The following is a 15069-nucleotide window of genomic DNA, read 5'->3' as shown; positions in this document are numbered from 1 at the left end:
AGGCCCCGAACGCCGGCTGACCGGGCCGCCCGGGCCGCCCGGGCCGACGGGGTCGAGGGGGTCGAGGGGGTCGAGGGGTCAGGCCACGATGCCGAGCTCGTGCGGGGTGTTGTTGAAACGGCGGCCGCCGGTCGCGGTGACGGTGACGATGTCCTCGATCCGCACCCCGAACCTCCCGGGCAGGTAGATCCCGGGCTCGATCGAGAAGCACATCCCGGGTATCAGCGGCCGTTCCTCGCCCTCGACCAGGTACGGCGGCTCGTGGGTGGTGATGCCGATGCCGTGGCCGGTGCGGTGGATGAAGTACTCGCCGTAGCCGGCCTCGGTGATCACCCGGCGGGCGATCCGGTCGATCTCCTGGCAGCTCACCCCGGGCCGGACCGCCTCGAACGCGGTCTGCTGGGCCAGCCGGACCAGCTCGTGCACCTCCCGCACCTCGGCCGGGACGGCCGCGCCGACGTGCACCGTGCGGGTGGTGTCGGAGCCGTAGCCGTCCTTGAGGCCGCCGAAGTCCAGCACCACGGTGTCGCCGGGCCGGATGATCCGCTCCCCGGCCTCGTGGTGCGGGTTGGCGCCGTTGGGGCCGGAGCCGACCACGGTGAAGTCGACCTGGCTGTGCCCGTACTGGATGAGCAGCGCGCCGAGGTCGGCGGCCACGTCGGTCTCCCGGCGGCCGGCGAAGGCGACCTCCAGGATGCCCCGGTAAGCGGCGTCCGCGGCCCCGCCGGCCGCGGCGAGGCGCTCCAGCTCCTCGGGGCCCTTGACCGCGCGCAGCATCGGCAGGGTCTCGGTGAGCGGGGTGAAGGCGACGCCGGGCAGCGCGGCCTGGAAGCCGAGCAGGTGCATCGCCCAGGTGTTGTCGGAGACGCCGTACCGCCCGGCCGGGTCGAACAGCGGGTGGGCGGCGGCGTACGGGTCCTCGCCGTCGGACCAGTCGGACAGTTCGACGGCCGGGGCGCCGGGCGCCTTCTCGGCGTCCGGGCGCTCCAGCTTGGGGACGACCAGGGCGGGTTCGCGCCCGGCGGTGAGGACGAGGGCGGTCAGCCGCTCGGTGATCGCGGTGGGCTGGTAGCCGCACAGGTAGGTCAGGTCGGGGCCGGGGGCGACCACCAGACCGGCCAGCCCGGCGGCGGTCGCGTCGGCGGTGGCCCGGGCCATCCGGGCGGTGTAGTCCTCGGTGGTGAACGGACGGGGCACGGTTCTTCCTCCTCGGGGTCCGGGCGGACGTCCTCCGACTCCAGCACGTTCAGCGCGTGTTGGCGAAGTGTCGGAGGAACAGCGCCTCCACGTGGGCCATGTCCCGGAGCTCTCCCGGGTCGACGCTCTCGTTCGGCGCGTGGATCAGACAGCGCGGCTCCTCGACGCCCATCAGGATCAGCTCCGCCTCGGGGAAGGCGGTGGCGAGGACGTTGCAGAGCGGGATCGAGCCGCCCTGGCCGAGCAAGGACATCGGCTTGCCGTAGACCTCCCGCATCGCCCTGTCCAGCGCGGCGTACGCGGGCCCGCCGGTGTCGGCGCGGAACGGCGAGCCGGCGCTCTCCCGCTCGACCTCCGTCCGCACGCCCCAGGGCGCGGCCGCCTCCAGGTGCGCGACCAGTGCGTCCTGGGCGGCACGGGCGTCGGTGCCGGGTGGCACCCGCAGGCTCACCCGGGCCCGGGCGACGGCCGGGACGGCGGCGGCCGAGCCGACCACGGGCGGGCAGTCGATGCCGAGCACGGTGACGGCCGGGCGGGCCCAGAGCCGGTCGGCGACGGTGCCGGAGCCGGTCAGCCGGACGCCGTCCAGCACCCCGGCGTCGGAGCGGAACCGCGCCTCGTCGTACCCGACCCCGCTCCAGGTGCCGGCGCAGTCCAGGCCGTCGATCCGGGTGCCGCCGTCGGCGTCGCGCAGCGAGTCGAGCATCCGGATCAGCGCGGCCAGGGCGTCCGGGGCGGGGCCGCCGAACATGCCGGAGTGCATGTCGCCCTTGAGTGCCCGGACGGTGACCACCACGGTGACGACCCCGCGCAGCGAGGTGGTGACGGTGGGGACGCCGACGGCGGCGTTGCCGGTGTCGCAGATCAGCAGCGCGTCCGCGTGCAGCTCCCCGGCGTGCGGGGGCACGTACTCCCCCAGGCCGCCGGTGCCCTGCTCCTCGGAGCCCTCGACCACCAGCTTGAGGCCGACCGGGACGTCGTCGCCGAGCGCCCGCAGCGCGGTGAGGTGCATGACGATGTTGCCCTTGCAGTCGGCGGCGCCGCGCCCGAACCAGCGGCCGTCGCGGTCGGTGAGCTCGAACGGCGGGGAGGTCCAGGCGGCCTCGTCGAGCGGGGGCTGGACGTCGTAGTGGCAGTAGAGCAGCACGGTCGGGGCGCCCGGCGGGGGCGGGCGGTGGCCGATCACGGCGTGGCTGCCGTCCGGGGTCTCCTCCAGGTGGACGTCGCGCAGGCCCACCTCGGTGAAGGCGGCGGCGACCCACTCGGCGGCCTCCCGGCACTTCTCCGGCGGGTACTGCCGGGGGTCGGCGACGGACGGGATGGCCACCAGCTCGGCCAGATCGGCCTGCGCGCGGGGCATCAACTCGGTTATTCGAAGGGCGAGTTCGTCGGTCATTCGGCGCTCCTGGAGGCTTGCGGGCGGTGCCGCGGCTACCTGCGGACGGTCGGCGCGGAGCGCGGGCCGGCCACCGAACCGGTGGTCATCAGCGCGGGTGTGAGCCAGGAGATCCGCGGGGTACTCGCCACCCGGCCGGCCCCCGACCCGGTCCGCTCCCGGGTGGCGGAGCCGGCGGCCGGGCCGTCCAGGCTCTCCCGGCCGGGTGAGGGCGCGTCCGTGGACCTCATCGGTTCTCCTCCGGTACGGCCCCGGTCGGGTGCGCGGGGTGGCCGCCGGGAAGGGGCCCGGGGCGGGCCGTACCCGGCCAGTTCACCCGGTTGCCGAGGCCTCCGCATGCGGCGTACGCCCGTGCGAGTGATGCCCGGTCGGCCGCGGTCGGGCCCGCGCTCAACCCTGCTCGGCGCCGTGGACGCCGAGCAGCAGGGCGGTGGCCATCTCCACGGCGCCGAAGGCCCCGGCGGCGGTGGAGGAACCGGTGAGCGCGAGGACCAGCAGCGGGAAGGCGGTGTCGCCGATCCTCATGCCGAGGGTCGCGCAGGACTGGCCCACCCACAGGGCCTGGAACCGCAGGTTGCGCCGGAGCGGAACCGGTGGCGGCGGCTTCAGCGCCGCGAACGACGGTTCGCCCGGCTCGTCCGGCCTGTTCGCGAACTTCACCCTGCGGCTCGACCCGGACAGGCTGGCCCGCCTGCGCTCCCAACTGGGCGAAATCCTCGACGAGCTGAGCGAGGAAGGGCCGAGTACGTCCGAGGACGCGGTGGACGTGACCCTGTTCACCCTGCTCTACGGTCTCCGAGCGGGCACGGAATCATAAATTTCGGGCCGACTGTCAGTGCGGTGGGACACCATGTCCGGCATGTCCTATGAACTCCAGGCGCTGATGGGAACGTTGGAGCTGCTGACGCTGGCAGCGGCGGAGGTCCCGGCGGCCCGGGTGGTGCCGCTGGCCCAGGGGTTGGCCCTGATCCCGGTCACCTCCGCCGTGCTGGCGGCGCTGCAAGGCGATGGCGCGGTGCCGAAGGTCGGTGGCGGAGCCGGTTTCGGGTGGCACTCGGACGGCTTCGAACTGCGGCTCGCCGCCTGGTCCAAGGCCGGGCCGATCGCCTGCGTCGAGGCCGAGTACTTCGGCGGCAGCGGCACCCAGCGCGCCGCCGTCTGGGAGGACGGGCGGGTGGTCCTGGGGCCGCTCGCCAGTGGGGAGTTCGAGCCGGCCGCCGAAGGCACCCCGATCTCCCGGGCGCTGCGCCGGCTCGGCGCGTCCGTCACCCCGGGGCGGGCGGACGAGTTCGACGCGGTCGGGCTGGCCGCGCACCGCAGCACCGCCGGCTGGGCGGCGGCCTGAGGGCGCGCCACCGGACGGCACTTCCCGGTCGCGGCCCCGGCGTCGCCGAGCGCCCTCCCGGTCGCCGACCCGGTCCTGCCTGCCGTTCCAGACGTCCGCGCCGCCGGCTGACCCCACCCGCCGACGCGAACGGCCCCGCCCCCGAACCCGGGAGCGGGGCCGTGCCGTGGCCCGATCGGACCGACGTCAGCGGTAGTTCACGAACTGGATCGCGAAGTCCAGGTCCTTGCCCTTGAGCAGGGCCTGGACGGTCTGGAGGTCGTCGCGGCTCTTGGAGCTGACGCGCAGCTCGTCGCCCTGGACCTGGGCCTTGACGCCCTTGGGGCCCTCGTCCCGGATGATCTTCGCGACCTTCTTGGCATCCTCCGTGGTGATGCCCTCCTTCACGTCCGCGAAGATCTTGTACTCCTTGCCGGACAGCTGCGGCTCGGCGGCGTCCAGGGCCTTCAGCGACAGGCCGCGCTTGACGAACTTCGTCTGCAGCACGTCGAGGATGGCCCGAACGCGCTCCTCGCCGTTGGCCTTCATCTCGATCTTCTCGCCGGAGCGGCTGATCTCGCCGCCCACGCCCTTGAAGTCGAAACGGGTGGCGATCTCACGGGAGGTCTGGTTGATCGCGTTGTCGACCTCCTGCCACTCGACCTTCGAGACGATGTCGAAACTGGAGTCGGCCATGGGTGTTGGTCTCCTTGATGCTCTGGCTTCACTGGCACGGCCCGCCCCACTGGGCGTCCGCCGCCCCAGCCTATCCAGCGCCACCCCGGCCCCGCCCGTGACAGCGGCGCGACGCTTCTTGATCGTCGAGTGATCTATCGAGTGGCGGAGTACCCCCCGGGATCAGGTATGGTTTACCAAGTCGAACGGGGCATCACCCTGGGAGGCGAAAATCCTGGCTGGTTGCCCGAGCGGCCAAAGGGAGCAGACTGTAAATCTGTCGCGCAAGCTACGCAGGTTCGAACCCTGCACCAGCCACAGGATAGAAAACAGCCCCTGATCTGCGGAAACGCGGATCAGGGGCTGTTTTGTTGTGCTCGAACAGTGGTCACGCCGGATGGTCGTTTTGCGTGGTTTGTCTCACCTCGTTTCGCGCGGATCCCAGTCCTGACCAGCGGTTCCGGACCAGGGGCGGACCAAACTCAGGGGTGACCAGGGTGCGGTTCGCCGGGTTGGACCATCGGCCGGTCGTGTGTCGGCCTGGCGGACCAGACGGAGCTGCTGGCGTTCCGGCGATCACGCCCGGCCTGGCCAATGGCAGTGGGATGATGATCTACGGTCGGAATCAGTGAACGGGGGGCAACAAGGTGAGGAACAGGCGCTTGGCCATCCTGGGCGTGGCCGCTGGCACTGCGCTGCTTGCGGGGTGTGGCTCGTCCGGAACCGCCAGCACCGGCGGGGACGCGAAGTCCCAGCCAGCCGATAGTGCCCAGAGTGCTGCTGTGCGCTATCAGCAGGCGGTGAATGCCCGGGACTGGGCCACCATGTGCCAGCTGAGGACGGTCGCCTACCAGGGCGGCAGTCTCCAACGCTGCACCGCCGACCACGTGGAGAGCACGCCGGAGGCGACCAGCCCAAGCAAGCCGAGCGCAAGCCCTTCCTTGCCGGCGGGCATCTACGCGGACGGTTCAACCGTCCCTCCAATGGCCACCCCGAGCCCAGCCGACACCCGACCCGCGACGATCAGTCCAGTAACCGCCGAGCGGACCGAACAGGTTCCGGCGCTCAGTCAGCACCCGGCCGGCACCGGTGTGATGGTGATCTTCCAAGTCACCCAGCCAGGCGGCACCAGCAGCACTGATCGGCGCGCGATCCGACTTGTCCAGGACAGCGCCGGCTGGAAGGTCGACCAGGCCGGCGACGTCCACGACTCCGACATGACCCTGAGCGACCCGCTACGAGCGGCGTTGGCTGTTGCCCCCTGACAGCACGGGTCAGGTGCGGCTCAGGGGTCCTCGGTTGTTGGCGTGGACGTCGTCCGCCGCTGGAGCCGCTCGGTGATGAGCCGGTTGGCGTGGTCCTCGTCACCGTGGATGCACTTGGCGTAGACCCGGAGCAGGACAGCGATGCTGTGCCCCGCGCGCCGGGCGCACTCGGCCACCGGGACGCCGGAGGCCAGCCAGAGCGAGATGCCCGCGTGCCGGGCGTCGTACGGGCGCTTGGCGAGCGGGGTCGCCTGCTCCTCCCCACTGAGCACCGCGGCCCGCGCGGCGGCCCAGACGACGCCGTACCCGCTCTCCTGCACCATGCCGTTCCGGAAGGTGCGGAACAGGCGGCCATCGGGCGCCGTGCCGTACAGCTCGGTGTGCTCCCGCAGCAGCTTCACCGGCTCCGGCGGGATCGGGACCGGTCGCGTGGCCTTCTCCGGTCGGTGCTTCAAGCCGCGGGGACCGTGGGACGCGCCGCTGTCGGTCCAGGATGATCCGACACGGGGCTGTTCCCGTTGAGGTTGAGCTTCCCCCAGCCCTCCGCCGGCAGGACGCACCGGTCCTTGCGGAGGTGGACCACCTCGCCCGGGCGCATGCCCGCGTAGTACATGCACCCGAAAAACGCGACCAGCCGCGGACCGCGTCGCCCCTGCCGGCCGACGGCCTCCAGCATCGCGGCGGCCTGCTCCGGGCTCATGACGTACTCCGGATCGACTTCCTCCTCGGTCCGGGGCGGCTGCCACTGCACCGACGGCAGCGGGTTGGCGGCCAGCAGTCCGTCCTCGATGGCCCGGCCCAGGACGTGGTTCAGGATCCGGCGCTTCCGGAGCACGGTCGAGGCCGCGGCCTTGGTGCCGTCGAGCTTCACCGAGATGGCGGCGAGCAGGCGGCGGACCATCTTCGGGTCCGCCAGCTCGGACACGTCCACGGAGTTCCGCGCCACCCAGGCCAAGGCCTTGGCGACGTCGGTCGGCGGCTCATCGGTCCAGCGGTTCACGTTGAAGGCCCAGCCGTACAGCGCGCGCCGCACGAGCAGCTTGTCCGGCATCCCGGTCTTGGTCTTGACCAGCTCGAACGTGACGCTGGCCAGGGCGTCGGCCCACGTCGTCCGGGTCTTGGCCGGGGCGCCGTCCCACCGGGCCTCGACGTAGTTCCGTCCGTGCTGGTACCAGGTGACGGAGTTCTGCTCTTCCTGGCGCTTGCGAAGCTCCGCGAGCGGGAGGCCCGTCTCGGTGTCGAAGGGCTGGTGAGAGGCCGCTGCGATGAGCAGTTCGGCCTTCCGGCCGTCCGCCTGGGTCTTGGTGAGGTAGGACTCGGAGAACTCCCGGCCGTTCACCGTCCACCGGACCATCCACGGCTTGCGGCGGTCGGGACGGTGGCGGTGGTCCCAGAACGTGACCTTGTAGGAGGTGGGCATCAGGCGGCCACCTCGCAGGAGTCGATCCACGCGTCCAGGTCGGCCCGGTCGACGCGGACCTGACCGTTGGGGAGCTTGATGAGGCGCGGGCCCTTGCCCCGGGCGCGCATCCGGTAGAAGGCGGCACGGGACATGCCGAGTTCGGCGAGCACGACGGGGAGCTTGAGCAGTTCGCGCTTGGGCATGGCGAAGTCTCCTGCTGTGGGTGTGGATGATGCTTGCGGAGTGTTGCGATCCCTCTCGCGGGCGGATGCGGAGGGCGGAAAGCGTCAGGGATGTCAGGGGAACTCGCTGACCTGCAGATACGGCCCCTGTTGGGGCGTCAGGGCTTGTCGGGGCTGCCAGGGAATCTCGGTTAGCCCTGAAAGCCCTGACGTTCCCTGACAGGCCGCCTGGTGGCGTTTTCGCTGTTCAGGGCTTTGTCCTGACATCCCTGACGGCTACGCGGTCGCGTCCGCGTCTGTAGGGGTGCTCAAGGCCGGGTGGACACGGTAGGTGACGGCCTGAGGGCGTCCGCGCTGACCGCCGGCGGAACACCCCCTTGGTCTCGGTCGGCAGTCGGTCGAGCGCGGGTGGCTGGCCCGTGGCGCTCTGCAGCGAGCCCACCGCAAAGGCTTCGGTCTTTTGTGGGGCGCGTGGCGTCGGTAGGTTCTGGGCGGTGATTACTCAGATCGTCACGCTGGTGGGCGTCCTGCTGGGCGCGCTCACCTCGTTCGTGGCCACCGGGTGGGCGGAGCGGACCAAGCATCGGCGGGTGATGGCGGCGCGGTGGGACGAGCGGAAGCTCGACACCTACGTGCAGTACGCGACCTGCGTGAAGGAGATCGACGCGGTCGCCAAGCGGGCCAGACAGGCCGAGGCGGGCTCGACGGTGCGGGCGGAGTTCCTGGCGACGATGGAGCGGGCGGAGATCCAGCGATCGGCGCTCTTCGAGACGCTCGTGCTGCTCGCGAGTCCGGCCGCCGTGGAGGCGGCGAAGGCGGTGAACATCGTGCTCTGGGAGTCCGAGAATGCCGCCCGCGAGCACACTGCGGTGTCGACCACCCCCGTCCTGGTCGAGTTGCTCAAGGCCTATCACGCGCAGGCCCGGCTGGACCTCGGCGTCGGCGGTCCGGCCGGCGGGGCGTGAGCTGAAACACGGAAGGGCCGCATCGGGCAGCGGAGATCGCTGCCCGATACGGCCCTTCGGGTGCTTGCGGAGGTGGGTTGGCAGGGGGCGTCGAGACCATGATCCGGACCAGGTGCGGACCAGATCCGGCCTAGGATCGGGAGTTGCCTGGTCAGCGCCCGCCTGGTCAGCGGCCTGTAAATCTGTCGCGCAAGCTACGCAGGTTCGAACCCTGCACCAGCCACAGGATAGAGAACAGCCCCTGATCTGCGGAAACGCAGATCAGGGGCTGTTTCGTTTACCCGGACGCCGAGCGGTGGCAGTTATTGCGCATTGCTTGCAATTACGGTGGCCAGGCAGCAGAGTGGGAGGCTGGGGGTGGGAGTCCTTCGACTGAGCTGATCGTCTTCCCAACCGGCGCCCGCCGGGACAACGGCTCGCCCACCCCCGCCAACCGCCCCTCCCGCCGCGACGGCAACCGCGTCAAGAGCGCGTCAAAGGCGCTCGTGGCGGCGTCAGGAACGCGTAGGGGCTGGGGGAGCGCCGGGCGCGCGGACCGCAGGATTCGGATCAACTACCGACTGCGGAGGTCCCGTCCGATGTCCAGCGCCATCTCCACCCCGGCCGTGACGGCCGACGAACCGCCCGATACCGGCGCCGGCGACGAGCGCCACCGGCTCAGCGCGCTCGGCGGACTGGCGGCACTCTCGCTGGACGCCATGGCCTCGGTCGCGTACGGCCCTGAAGCGATCGTGCTGGTGCTGGCCGCCGCCGGTTCGTACGGGCTGGGCTTCACCCTGCCGGTCACGGTGGCGATCGCCGTGCTGCTCGCGGTGCTGGTCGCCTCCTACCGGCAGGTGATCGCGGCCTTCCCGGACGGCGGCGGCTCCTACGCGGTGGCCAAGGCGCACCTGGGCCGCCGGACGGCGCTGACCGCGGCCGCCTCGCTGGTGATCGACTACATCCTGAACGTCGCGGTCTCGGTGACCGCCGGCGTCGCCGCGCTCACCTCCGCCGTCCCCGGCCTGTACGAGGACCGGGTCTGGCTCTGCCTGGGCGTGCTCGCCCTGGTCACCGCCGTGAACCTGCGCGGCATCGCCGAGTCGGCGCGCTGGTTCATGGTCCCGACCGCCGTCTTCGTCCTCGCCATCATGGCGATCATCGTGGCCGGCCTGTTCCGGGACGCCCCGGCCAGCACCGAGGCCGCCGCGGGCCACGCCTCCGTGCTCGCCGAGAACGCCACCGCGGTCGGCGCGCTGCTGCTGCTCAAGGCCTTCGCGGCCGGCTGCTCGGCGCTGACCGGCGTCGAGGCGGTGGCGAACGCCGTCCCCTCCTTCCGCACCCCGCGGGTGAAGCGGGCGCAGCACACCGAGGTCGCGCTCGGCGCCCTGCTCGGCGTGATGCTGATCGGCCTGGCCGTGCTGATCGGCCGCTTCCACCTCCAGCCGGTCGAGGGCGTCACCGTGCTCGCCCAGCTCGCCGACGCCTCGCTCGGCCACGGCGCCGGCTTCTACGTCGTCCAGTTCGCCACCGTGGTCCTGCTCGGCCTGGCCGCCAACACCTCCTTCGGCGGCCTGCCGGTGCTGATGGACCTGCTGGCCCGGGACAACCACCTCCCGCACGTGTTCGCGCTGCGCGCCGACCGCCAGGTGTACCGGTACGGCGTGCTGTTCCTGGCCGCGGTGTCGGCCGCGCTGCTGGTCGGCTCCGGGGGTGACGTCAACAGCCTGGTGCCGCTGTTCTCGATCGGCGTCTTCGTCGGCTTCACCATCTGCCAGGTCGGCATGGTCCGGCACTGGCTCCTGAACCGCCCGGCCGGGTGGCGGTGGAAGGCCGCGCTGAACGGCTTCGGCGCGCTGCTGACGGGCGTCGCCACCCTCGTGGTGACCGGCACCAAGTTCACCGAGGGAGCCTGGGGCATCGTGGTGGCCCTGCCGCTGCTGGTGATGCTGTTCGAGGCGATCCACCGCAGCTACGAGCGGATCGGCGAGCGCCTGGAGCTCGGCCGGGTGCCGGACGCGGTGACCCGCCAGCGCAGCCTGGTGGTGGTCCCGGTGACGGCGATCACCCGGCTCACCCGGGACGGCCTGTCGGCGGCGCTGTCGCTGGGCGACGAGGTGCTCGCGGTCACCGTGGTGCACGAGCCGGCCGACGCCGAGGCGCTGCGCCGGGACTGGGAGCTGTGGCAGCCGGGCGTGCCCCTGGTGGAGATACCGGAGGACCACCGGCGCCTCGGCCTGCCGATCGCCGAGTTCGTCAACAGGCTCGGCGAGGAGCACGCCTACGATCGGCTCACCGTGCTGATCCCCGAGGTCGAGCCCGCCCACTGGTGGCAGCGGGCGCTGCAGAACCGGCGCGGCGCCGTGATCGACCGAGCCCTGCGCCGGCACACCGACGCGGTGGTCTGCCGGCTGCGGATGCGGATGTGACCCGACTGCCCTGGTACGTGCAAGGAACGGGCCCCGGTGCGACTGCGTTTCGCGCCGGGGCCCGACGCGTGTCCGCTCCCGGCCGGATCGCGACGGTCTCGGCCCGATTACGACGGTCTCGGACCGGTGAAGCGAGCGTCAAGGTCGCGTCAACGACCAGCTTTCACCCGTATGGAGGGCGTCAGGGCCCTCTAACGCGCCCTAGACGGCTGGTTTGCTGCATCTGCCGGTCGTCCGCCGGTGCCGTGCGAGGCCTCCGGCCCGCTTGCGGCATCTCCCGAACCACGCTGGTGGAGCCCATGTCCGATCTCATCTACGTCGGTGTCACGGTCGCCGTGTTCGCCGTCATCGCCCTGATCGCGCGGGGGGTGGAGAAGCTGTGAGCGCTGAGAACATCGCTGGTCTGGTCGTGGCCGTCGCGCTCGTCGGCTACCTCGTCGTGGCGCTGATCTTCCCGGAGAAGTTCTGACATGGGATCCACTCTCGCGGGCTGGATGCAGGCCCTCGCCCTCGTCGGCGCGCTGGCCCTGTGCTACCGCCCCCTTGGCGACTACATGGCCAAGCTCCTCACCACCGCCAAGCACCTCAGAGTCGAGCGCGGCATCTACAAGCTGATCGGCGTCGACGGTGACGCCGATCAGCGTTGGCCGGTGTACCTGCGCTCGGTGCTGGCCTTCTCGGCCGTCTCGGTGCTCTTCCTGTACGGCCTGATCCGCCTCCAGAACTTCCTGCTGCTGAACCTGGGCGTTCCGCAGATGGAGGGCCACCAGGCCTGGAACACCGCGATCTCGTTCGTCACCAACACCAACTGGCAGTCCTACAGCGGCGAGTCCGCGATGGGCCACCTGGTGCAGATGGCGGGCCTGGCGGTGCAGAACTTCGTCTCCGCGGCCGTCGGCATCGCCGTCGTCGCCGCGCTGATCCGGGGCTTCAACCGGAACAGGACCGACCGGGTCGGCAACTTCTGGGTGGACCTGGTCCGGATCAACCTGCGCCTGCTGCTGCCGCTCGCGTTCGTGTTCGCGCTGGTCCTGGCCGCCAACGGCGTGATCCAGAACTTCCACGGCTTCCACGAGGTCGCCAACCTGGCCGGCGACGTGCAGAAGATCCCGGGCGGCCCGGTGGCCTCCCAGGAGGTCATCAAGGAGCTGGGCACCAACGGCGGCGGCTTCTTCAACGCCAACTCGGCGCACCCCTTCGAGAACCCGACCGGCTTCACCAACTGGCTGGAGATCTTCCTGCTGCTGGTGATCCCGTTCGCGCTGCCGCGCACCTTCGGCAAGATGGTCGGCGACAACCGCCAGGGCTACGCGATCGTCGCCGTGATGGGCCTGTTCTGGGTCGCCTCGGTCGCTCTGCTGACCTTCGCCGAGTCGCAGCACCACGGCACCGCCCTGCAGGCGGCCGGCGCCGCGATGGAGGGCAAGGAGCAGCGGTTCGGCATCGCCGGATCGACCTTGTTCGCCGCCTCGACCACGCTGACGTCGACGGGTGCGGTGAACTCCTTCCACGACTCGTTCACGCCGTTCGGCGGCGGGTTGACGATCTTCAACATGATGCTGGGCGAGATCGCGCCCGGCGGTACCGGCTCCGGTCTGTACGGCATGCTGATCCTGGCGATCGTCGCGGTGTTCGTCGCGGGCCTGATGGTCGGCCGCACCCCCGAGTACCTGGGCAAGAAGCTCGGCGGCCGCGAGATGAAGTTCGCCTCGCTGTACATCCTCACCACCCCGACCATCGTGCTGGTCGGCACCGGTGTGGCGATGGCCCTGCCGGGTGAGCGGGCCGGGATGCTCAACTCGGGCGCCCACGGCTTCTCCGAGGTGCTGTACGCCTTCACCTCGGCCGCCAACAACAACGGCTCGGCGTTCGCCGGCATCACCGTCAACACCGACTGGTACGACACGGCGCTCGGCCTGTGCATGGTGTTCGGCCGCTTCCTGCCGATCGTCTTCGTCCTGGCGCTGGCGGGTTCGCTCGCCCAGCAGCAGCCGGTTCCGGCCACTCCGGGCACCCTGCCCACCCACAAGCCACTGTTCGTGGGCCTGCTGTCGGGCGTCGTCCTGATCGTCGTCGGCCTCACCTACTTCCCGGCCCTGGCCCTCGGGCCGCTCGCGGAAGGTCTCTCCTGATGTCCACCCCCATGCTCAACCCCGCACCGGCCGACAAGGCCGAGCCCGCCGCGCCGCACAGAGTGGCGAGCGGCCTCCTCGACCCGAAGCTGATCGTCGCGTCCCTGCCGGACGCGGTGAAGAAGCTCGACCCCCGGGTGATGGTCAAGAACCCGGTGATGTTCGTGGTCGAGGTGGGCTCGGTGGTCACCACCGTCTCCGCGATCGCCAGCCCGTCCGTGTTCGCCTGGGCCATCACCGTGTGGCTCTGGCTGACCACGATCTTCGCCAACCTGGCGGAGGCCGTCGCCGAGGGCCGTGGCAAGGCCCAGGCCGACACCCTGCGCAAGACCAAGACCGAGAGCGTCGCCCGCCGGCTCACCGACTGGCCCGCCACCCAGGACGAGGAGGAGGTCCCCGGGACCGCCCTCCGGCTCGGCGACCACGTGGTGGTCGAGGCCGGGCAGGTCATCCCCGGTGACGGCGACGTCGTCGAGGGTGTCGCGTCCGTGGACGAGTCGGCGATCACCGGTGAGTCCGCGCCGGTCATCCGCGAGTCCGGCGGCGACCGCAGCGCCGTCACCGGCGGCACCAAGGTGCTGTCCGACCGGATCGTGGTCAAGATCGCCTCGGAGCCCGGCAAGTCGTTCATCGACCGGATGATCGCCCTCGTCGAGGGCGCCGCCCGGCAGAAGACGCCGAACGAGATCGCGCTCAACATCCTGCTCGCCTCGCTGACCATCGTCTTCCTGGTCGCGGTGGTGACCCTGCAGCCGATGGCGACGTTCGCGGGTGCCCCGCAGTCGATGATCGTCCTGGTCGCCCTGATCGTGGCGCTCATCCCGACCACCATCGGCGCGCTGCTGTCCGCGATCGGCATCGCGGGTATGGACCGCCTGGTCCAGCGCAACGTGCTGGCGATGTCCGGCCGCGCCGTCGAGGCCGCCGGCGACGTCAACACCCTGCTGCTCGACAAGACCGGCACCATCACCCTGGGCAACCGCCAGGCCGCCGAGTTCCTGCCCGCCCCGGGCGTGGGCACCGACGAACTGGCCAGCGCCGCCCAGCTCTCCTCCCTCGCGGACGAGACGCCGGAAGGCCGCTCGATCGTGGTCCTGGCGAAGACCGAGTACGGTCTGCGGGCCCGCGCCCAGGGCGAGCTGACCCACGCCACCTGGGTCCCGTTCACCGCCCAGACCCGTATGTCGGGTGTGGACCTGGACGAGTCCGACGGTGTCCACCAGGTCCGCAAGGGCGCCGCCGGCGCCGTCGCCAACTGGGTGACCGAGAACGGCGGTTCGGTCGGCGACGAGGTCTCCACCCTGGTCGACGGCATCTCCGCCGCCGGTGGCACCCCGCTGGTGGTGGCGACGAAGATCGGCTCGGTTCCGGCCAGGGTTCTCGGTGTCATCCACCTCAAGGACGTGGTCAAGGAGGGCATGCGGGAGCGCTTCGACGAGCTCCGCCGGATGGGCATCAAGACCATCATGATCACGGGCGACAACCCGCTGACCGCCAAGGCGATCGCGGAGGAGGCCGGCGTGGACGACTTCCTCGCCGAGGCCACGCCCGAGGACAAGATGGCCCTGATCAAGAAGGAGCAGGAGGGCGGCAAGCTGGTCGCGATGACCGGCGACGGCACCAACGACGCCCCCGCGCTCGCCCAGGCCGACGTCGGCGTCGCGATGAACACCGGGACCATGGCGGCCAAGGAGGCCGGCAACATGGTCGACCTGGACTCCAACCCGACCAAGCTGATCGAGATCGTGGAGATCGGCAAGCAGCTGCTGATCACCCGCGGTGCGCTGACCACCTTCTCGATCGCCAACGACGTGGCCAAGTACTTCGCGATCATCCCCGCGATGTTCGCCGGGGTCTACCCGGGCCTGAAGCACCTCAACATCATGGGCCTGCACAGCCCCCAGTCCGCGATCACCTCGGCGATCATCTTCAATGCCCTGGTCATCATCGGCCTGATCCCGCTCGCCCTGCGCGGCGTCCGCTACCGTCCCGCCGACGCCAGCAGCCTGCTGGCCCGGAACATCGGGGTCTACGGCATCGGCGGCCTGATCGTGCCGTTCATCGGCATCAAGCTGATCGACCTGATCGTCCAGTTCATCCCCGGCCTGAGCTGACGCGGGGAA

At 71.0% G+C, this 15069-nt stretch carries 16 protein-coding genes and 1 tRNA gene; 9 read left to right on the top strand and 8 right to left on the bottom strand.

The genetic code is table 11. The annotated features are described in order from the left end of the window. Positions 1-78: 78 nt before the first annotated feature. From ACIRYZ_RS09460 to ACIRYZ_RS09445, 4 genes are all read right to left on the bottom strand, one after another. Positions 79-1158 carry a M24 family metallopeptidase gene (locus tag ACIRYZ_RS09460; protein WP_402942080.1) on the bottom strand — a complete coding sequence of 360 codons (1080 nt, stop codon included), beginning with the start codon at positions 1156-1158 and terminating at the stop codon, positions 79-81. 88 nt (positions 1159-1246) lie between these two features. After that, positions 1247-2593 (bottom strand): dipeptidase, encoded by a 1347-nt coding sequence (locus tag ACIRYZ_RS09455; protein WP_393033165.1) that lies wholly within the window; start codon positions 2591-2593, stop codon positions 1247-1249. 35 nt (positions 2594-2628) lie between these two features. Beyond that, complete coding sequence (locus tag ACIRYZ_RS09450; RefSeq protein ID WP_402941680.1) at positions 2629-2823, bottom strand: hypothetical protein; 195 nt, start codon at positions 2821-2823, stop codon at positions 2629-2631. 160 nt (positions 2824-2983) lie between these two features. Further along, positions 2984-3118 (bottom strand): hypothetical protein, encoded by a 135-nt coding sequence (locus tag ACIRYZ_RS09445; protein WP_402941678.1) that lies wholly within the window; start codon positions 3116-3118, stop codon positions 2984-2986. A gap of 49 nt (positions 3119-3167) precedes the next feature. On the opposite strand from ACIRYZ_RS09445, the gene ACIRYZ_RS09440 reads away from it, so the two are divergent. Both ACIRYZ_RS09440 and ACIRYZ_RS09435 read left to right on the top strand, forming a co-directional pair. After that, positions 3168-3410 (top strand): hypothetical protein, encoded by a 243-nt coding sequence (locus ACIRYZ_RS09440; protein ID WP_402941677.1) that lies wholly within the window; start codon positions 3168-3170, stop codon positions 3408-3410. 42 nt (positions 3411-3452) lie between these two features. Continuing rightward, the gene (locus ACIRYZ_RS09435) at positions 3453-3938 is read left to right on the top strand and encodes a hypothetical protein (protein ID WP_402941675.1); all 486 of its coding nucleotides are present in this window, start codon (positions 3453-3455) and stop codon (positions 3936-3938) included. 186 nt (positions 3939-4124) lie between these two features. On the opposite strand, the gene ACIRYZ_RS09430 is transcribed toward ACIRYZ_RS09435, so the two are convergent. Beyond that, positions 4125-4613 carry a YajQ family cyclic di-GMP-binding protein gene (locus ACIRYZ_RS09430; RefSeq protein WP_402941673.1) on the bottom strand — a complete coding sequence of 163 codons (489 nt, stop codon included), beginning with the start codon at positions 4611-4613 and terminating at the stop codon, positions 4125-4127. Positions 4614-4829: 216 nt separating this feature from the next. Between ACIRYZ_RS09430 and ACIRYZ_RS09425 the strand changes: the two genes are divergently transcribed. Next, positions 4830-4910, top strand: a tRNA-Tyr gene (locus tag ACIRYZ_RS09425). Positions 4911-5374: 464 nt separating this feature from the next. Further along, a complete protein-coding gene (locus tag ACIRYZ_RS09420; RefSeq protein ID WP_402941672.1) occupies positions 5375-5857 on the top strand; it encodes a hypothetical protein in 483 nt (160 codons plus the stop codon). 20 nt (positions 5858-5877) lie between these two features. On the opposite strand, the gene ACIRYZ_RS09415 is transcribed toward ACIRYZ_RS09420, so the two are convergent. The 3 genes from ACIRYZ_RS09415 to ACIRYZ_RS09405 are packed head-to-tail and all read right to left on the bottom strand — an operon-like array spanning position 5878 to position 7462. After that, a complete protein-coding gene (locus ACIRYZ_RS09415) occupies positions 5878-6312 on the bottom strand; it encodes a hypothetical protein (protein ID WP_402941671.1) in 435 nt (144 codons plus the stop codon). After that, positions 6309-7277 (bottom strand): hypothetical protein, encoded by a 969-nt coding sequence (locus tag ACIRYZ_RS09410; protein ID WP_402941670.1) that lies wholly within the window; start codon positions 7275-7277, stop codon positions 6309-6311. The genes ACIRYZ_RS09415 and ACIRYZ_RS09410 overlap by 4 nt, the downstream gene beginning before the upstream one ends. Then, positions 7277-7462, bottom strand: coding sequence for a helix-turn-helix domain-containing protein (locus ACIRYZ_RS09405; protein ID WP_355204034.1), 186 nt, complete (start codon positions 7460-7462; stop codon positions 7277-7279). The genes ACIRYZ_RS09410 and ACIRYZ_RS09405 overlap by 1 nt, the downstream gene beginning before the upstream one ends. A 473-nt stretch (positions 7463-7935) precedes the next feature. Between ACIRYZ_RS09405 and ACIRYZ_RS09400 the strand changes: the two genes are divergently transcribed. The 5 genes from ACIRYZ_RS09400 to kdpB all read left to right on the top strand — a co-directional run bounded on the left by ACIRYZ_RS09400 (position 7936) and on the right by kdpB (position 15060). Further along, positions 7936-8406 carry a hypothetical protein gene (locus tag ACIRYZ_RS09400; RefSeq protein ID WP_402941667.1) on the top strand — a complete coding sequence of 157 codons (471 nt, stop codon included), beginning with the start codon at positions 7936-7938 and terminating at the stop codon, positions 8404-8406. A gap of 578 nt (positions 8407-8984) precedes the next feature. Next, entirely contained in the window at positions 8985-10814 is a 1830-nt protein-coding gene (locus tag ACIRYZ_RS09395; protein ID WP_402941665.1) for an APC family permease, read from the top strand. A 379-nt stretch (positions 10815-11193) separates the two neighbouring features. Further along, entirely contained in the window at positions 11194-11283 is a 90-nt protein-coding gene (gene kdpF / locus ACIRYZ_RS09390; protein ID WP_045693083.1) for a K(+)-transporting ATPase subunit F, read from the top strand. A gap of 1 nt (position 11284) precedes the next feature. Continuing rightward, entirely contained in the window at positions 11285-12946 is a 1662-nt protein-coding gene (gene kdpA / locus ACIRYZ_RS09385; protein WP_402941663.1) for a potassium-transporting ATPase subunit KdpA, read from the top strand. Next, a complete protein-coding gene (kdpB, locus tag ACIRYZ_RS09380) occupies positions 12946-15060 on the top strand; it encodes a potassium-transporting ATPase subunit KdpB (RefSeq protein WP_402941661.1) in 2115 nt (704 codons plus the stop codon). Before kdpA ends, kdpB begins: the two co-directional genes overlap by 1 nt. Positions 15061-15069 lie beyond the last annotated feature (9 nt).

It is taken from the genome of Kitasatospora sp. NPDC101155, assembly GCF_044768305.1.
Lineage (GTDB): Bacteria > Actinomycetota > Actinomycetes > Streptomycetales > Streptomycetaceae > Kitasatospora.
The sequence above is the reverse complement of the archived record's forward strand: the minus strand, read 5'-3'. Positions and strand labels throughout refer to the sequence as shown.

Coding starts and splice junctions, on each gene's coding strand:
- ACIRYZ_RS09405 (WP_355204034.1), bottom strand. CDS start 7,462: ATGCCCAAGCGCGAACTGCTCAAGCTCCCCGTCGTGCTCGCCGAACTC.
- kdpA (WP_402941663.1), top strand. CDS start 11,285: ATGGGATCCACTCTCGCGGGCTGGATGCAGGCCCTCGCCCTCGTCGGC.
- ACIRYZ_RS09445 (WP_402941678.1), bottom strand. CDS start 3,118: ATGAGGATCGGCGACACCGCCTTCCCGCTGCTGGTCCTCGCGCTCACC.
- ACIRYZ_RS09395 (WP_402941665.1), top strand. CDS start 8,985: ATGTCCAGCGCCATCTCCACCCCGGCCGTGACGGCCGACGAACCGCCC.
- ACIRYZ_RS09430 (WP_402941673.1), bottom strand. CDS start 4,613: ATGGCCGACTCCAGTTTCGACATCGTCTCGAAGGTCGAGTGGCAGGAG.
- ACIRYZ_RS09435 (WP_402941675.1), top strand. CDS start 3,453: ATGTCCTATGAACTCCAGGCGCTGATGGGAACGTTGGAGCTGCTGACG.
- ACIRYZ_RS09455 (WP_393033165.1), bottom strand. CDS start 2,593: ATGACCGACGAACTCGCCCTTCGAATAACCGAGTTGATGCCCCGCGCG.
- ACIRYZ_RS09450 (WP_402941680.1), bottom strand. CDS start 2,823: ATGAGGTCCACGGACGCGCCCTCACCCGGCCGGGAGAGCCTGGACGGC.
- kdpB (WP_402941661.1), top strand. CDS start 12,946: ATGTCCACCCCCATGCTCAACCCCGCACCGGCCGACAAGGCCGAGCCC.
- ACIRYZ_RS09460 (WP_402942080.1), bottom strand. CDS start 1,158: ATGGCCCGGGCCACCGCCGACGCGACCGCCGCCGGGCTGGCCGGTCTG.
- ACIRYZ_RS09410 (WP_402941670.1), bottom strand. CDS start 7,277: ATGCCCACCTCCTACAAGGTCACGTTCTGGGACCACCGCCACCGTCCC.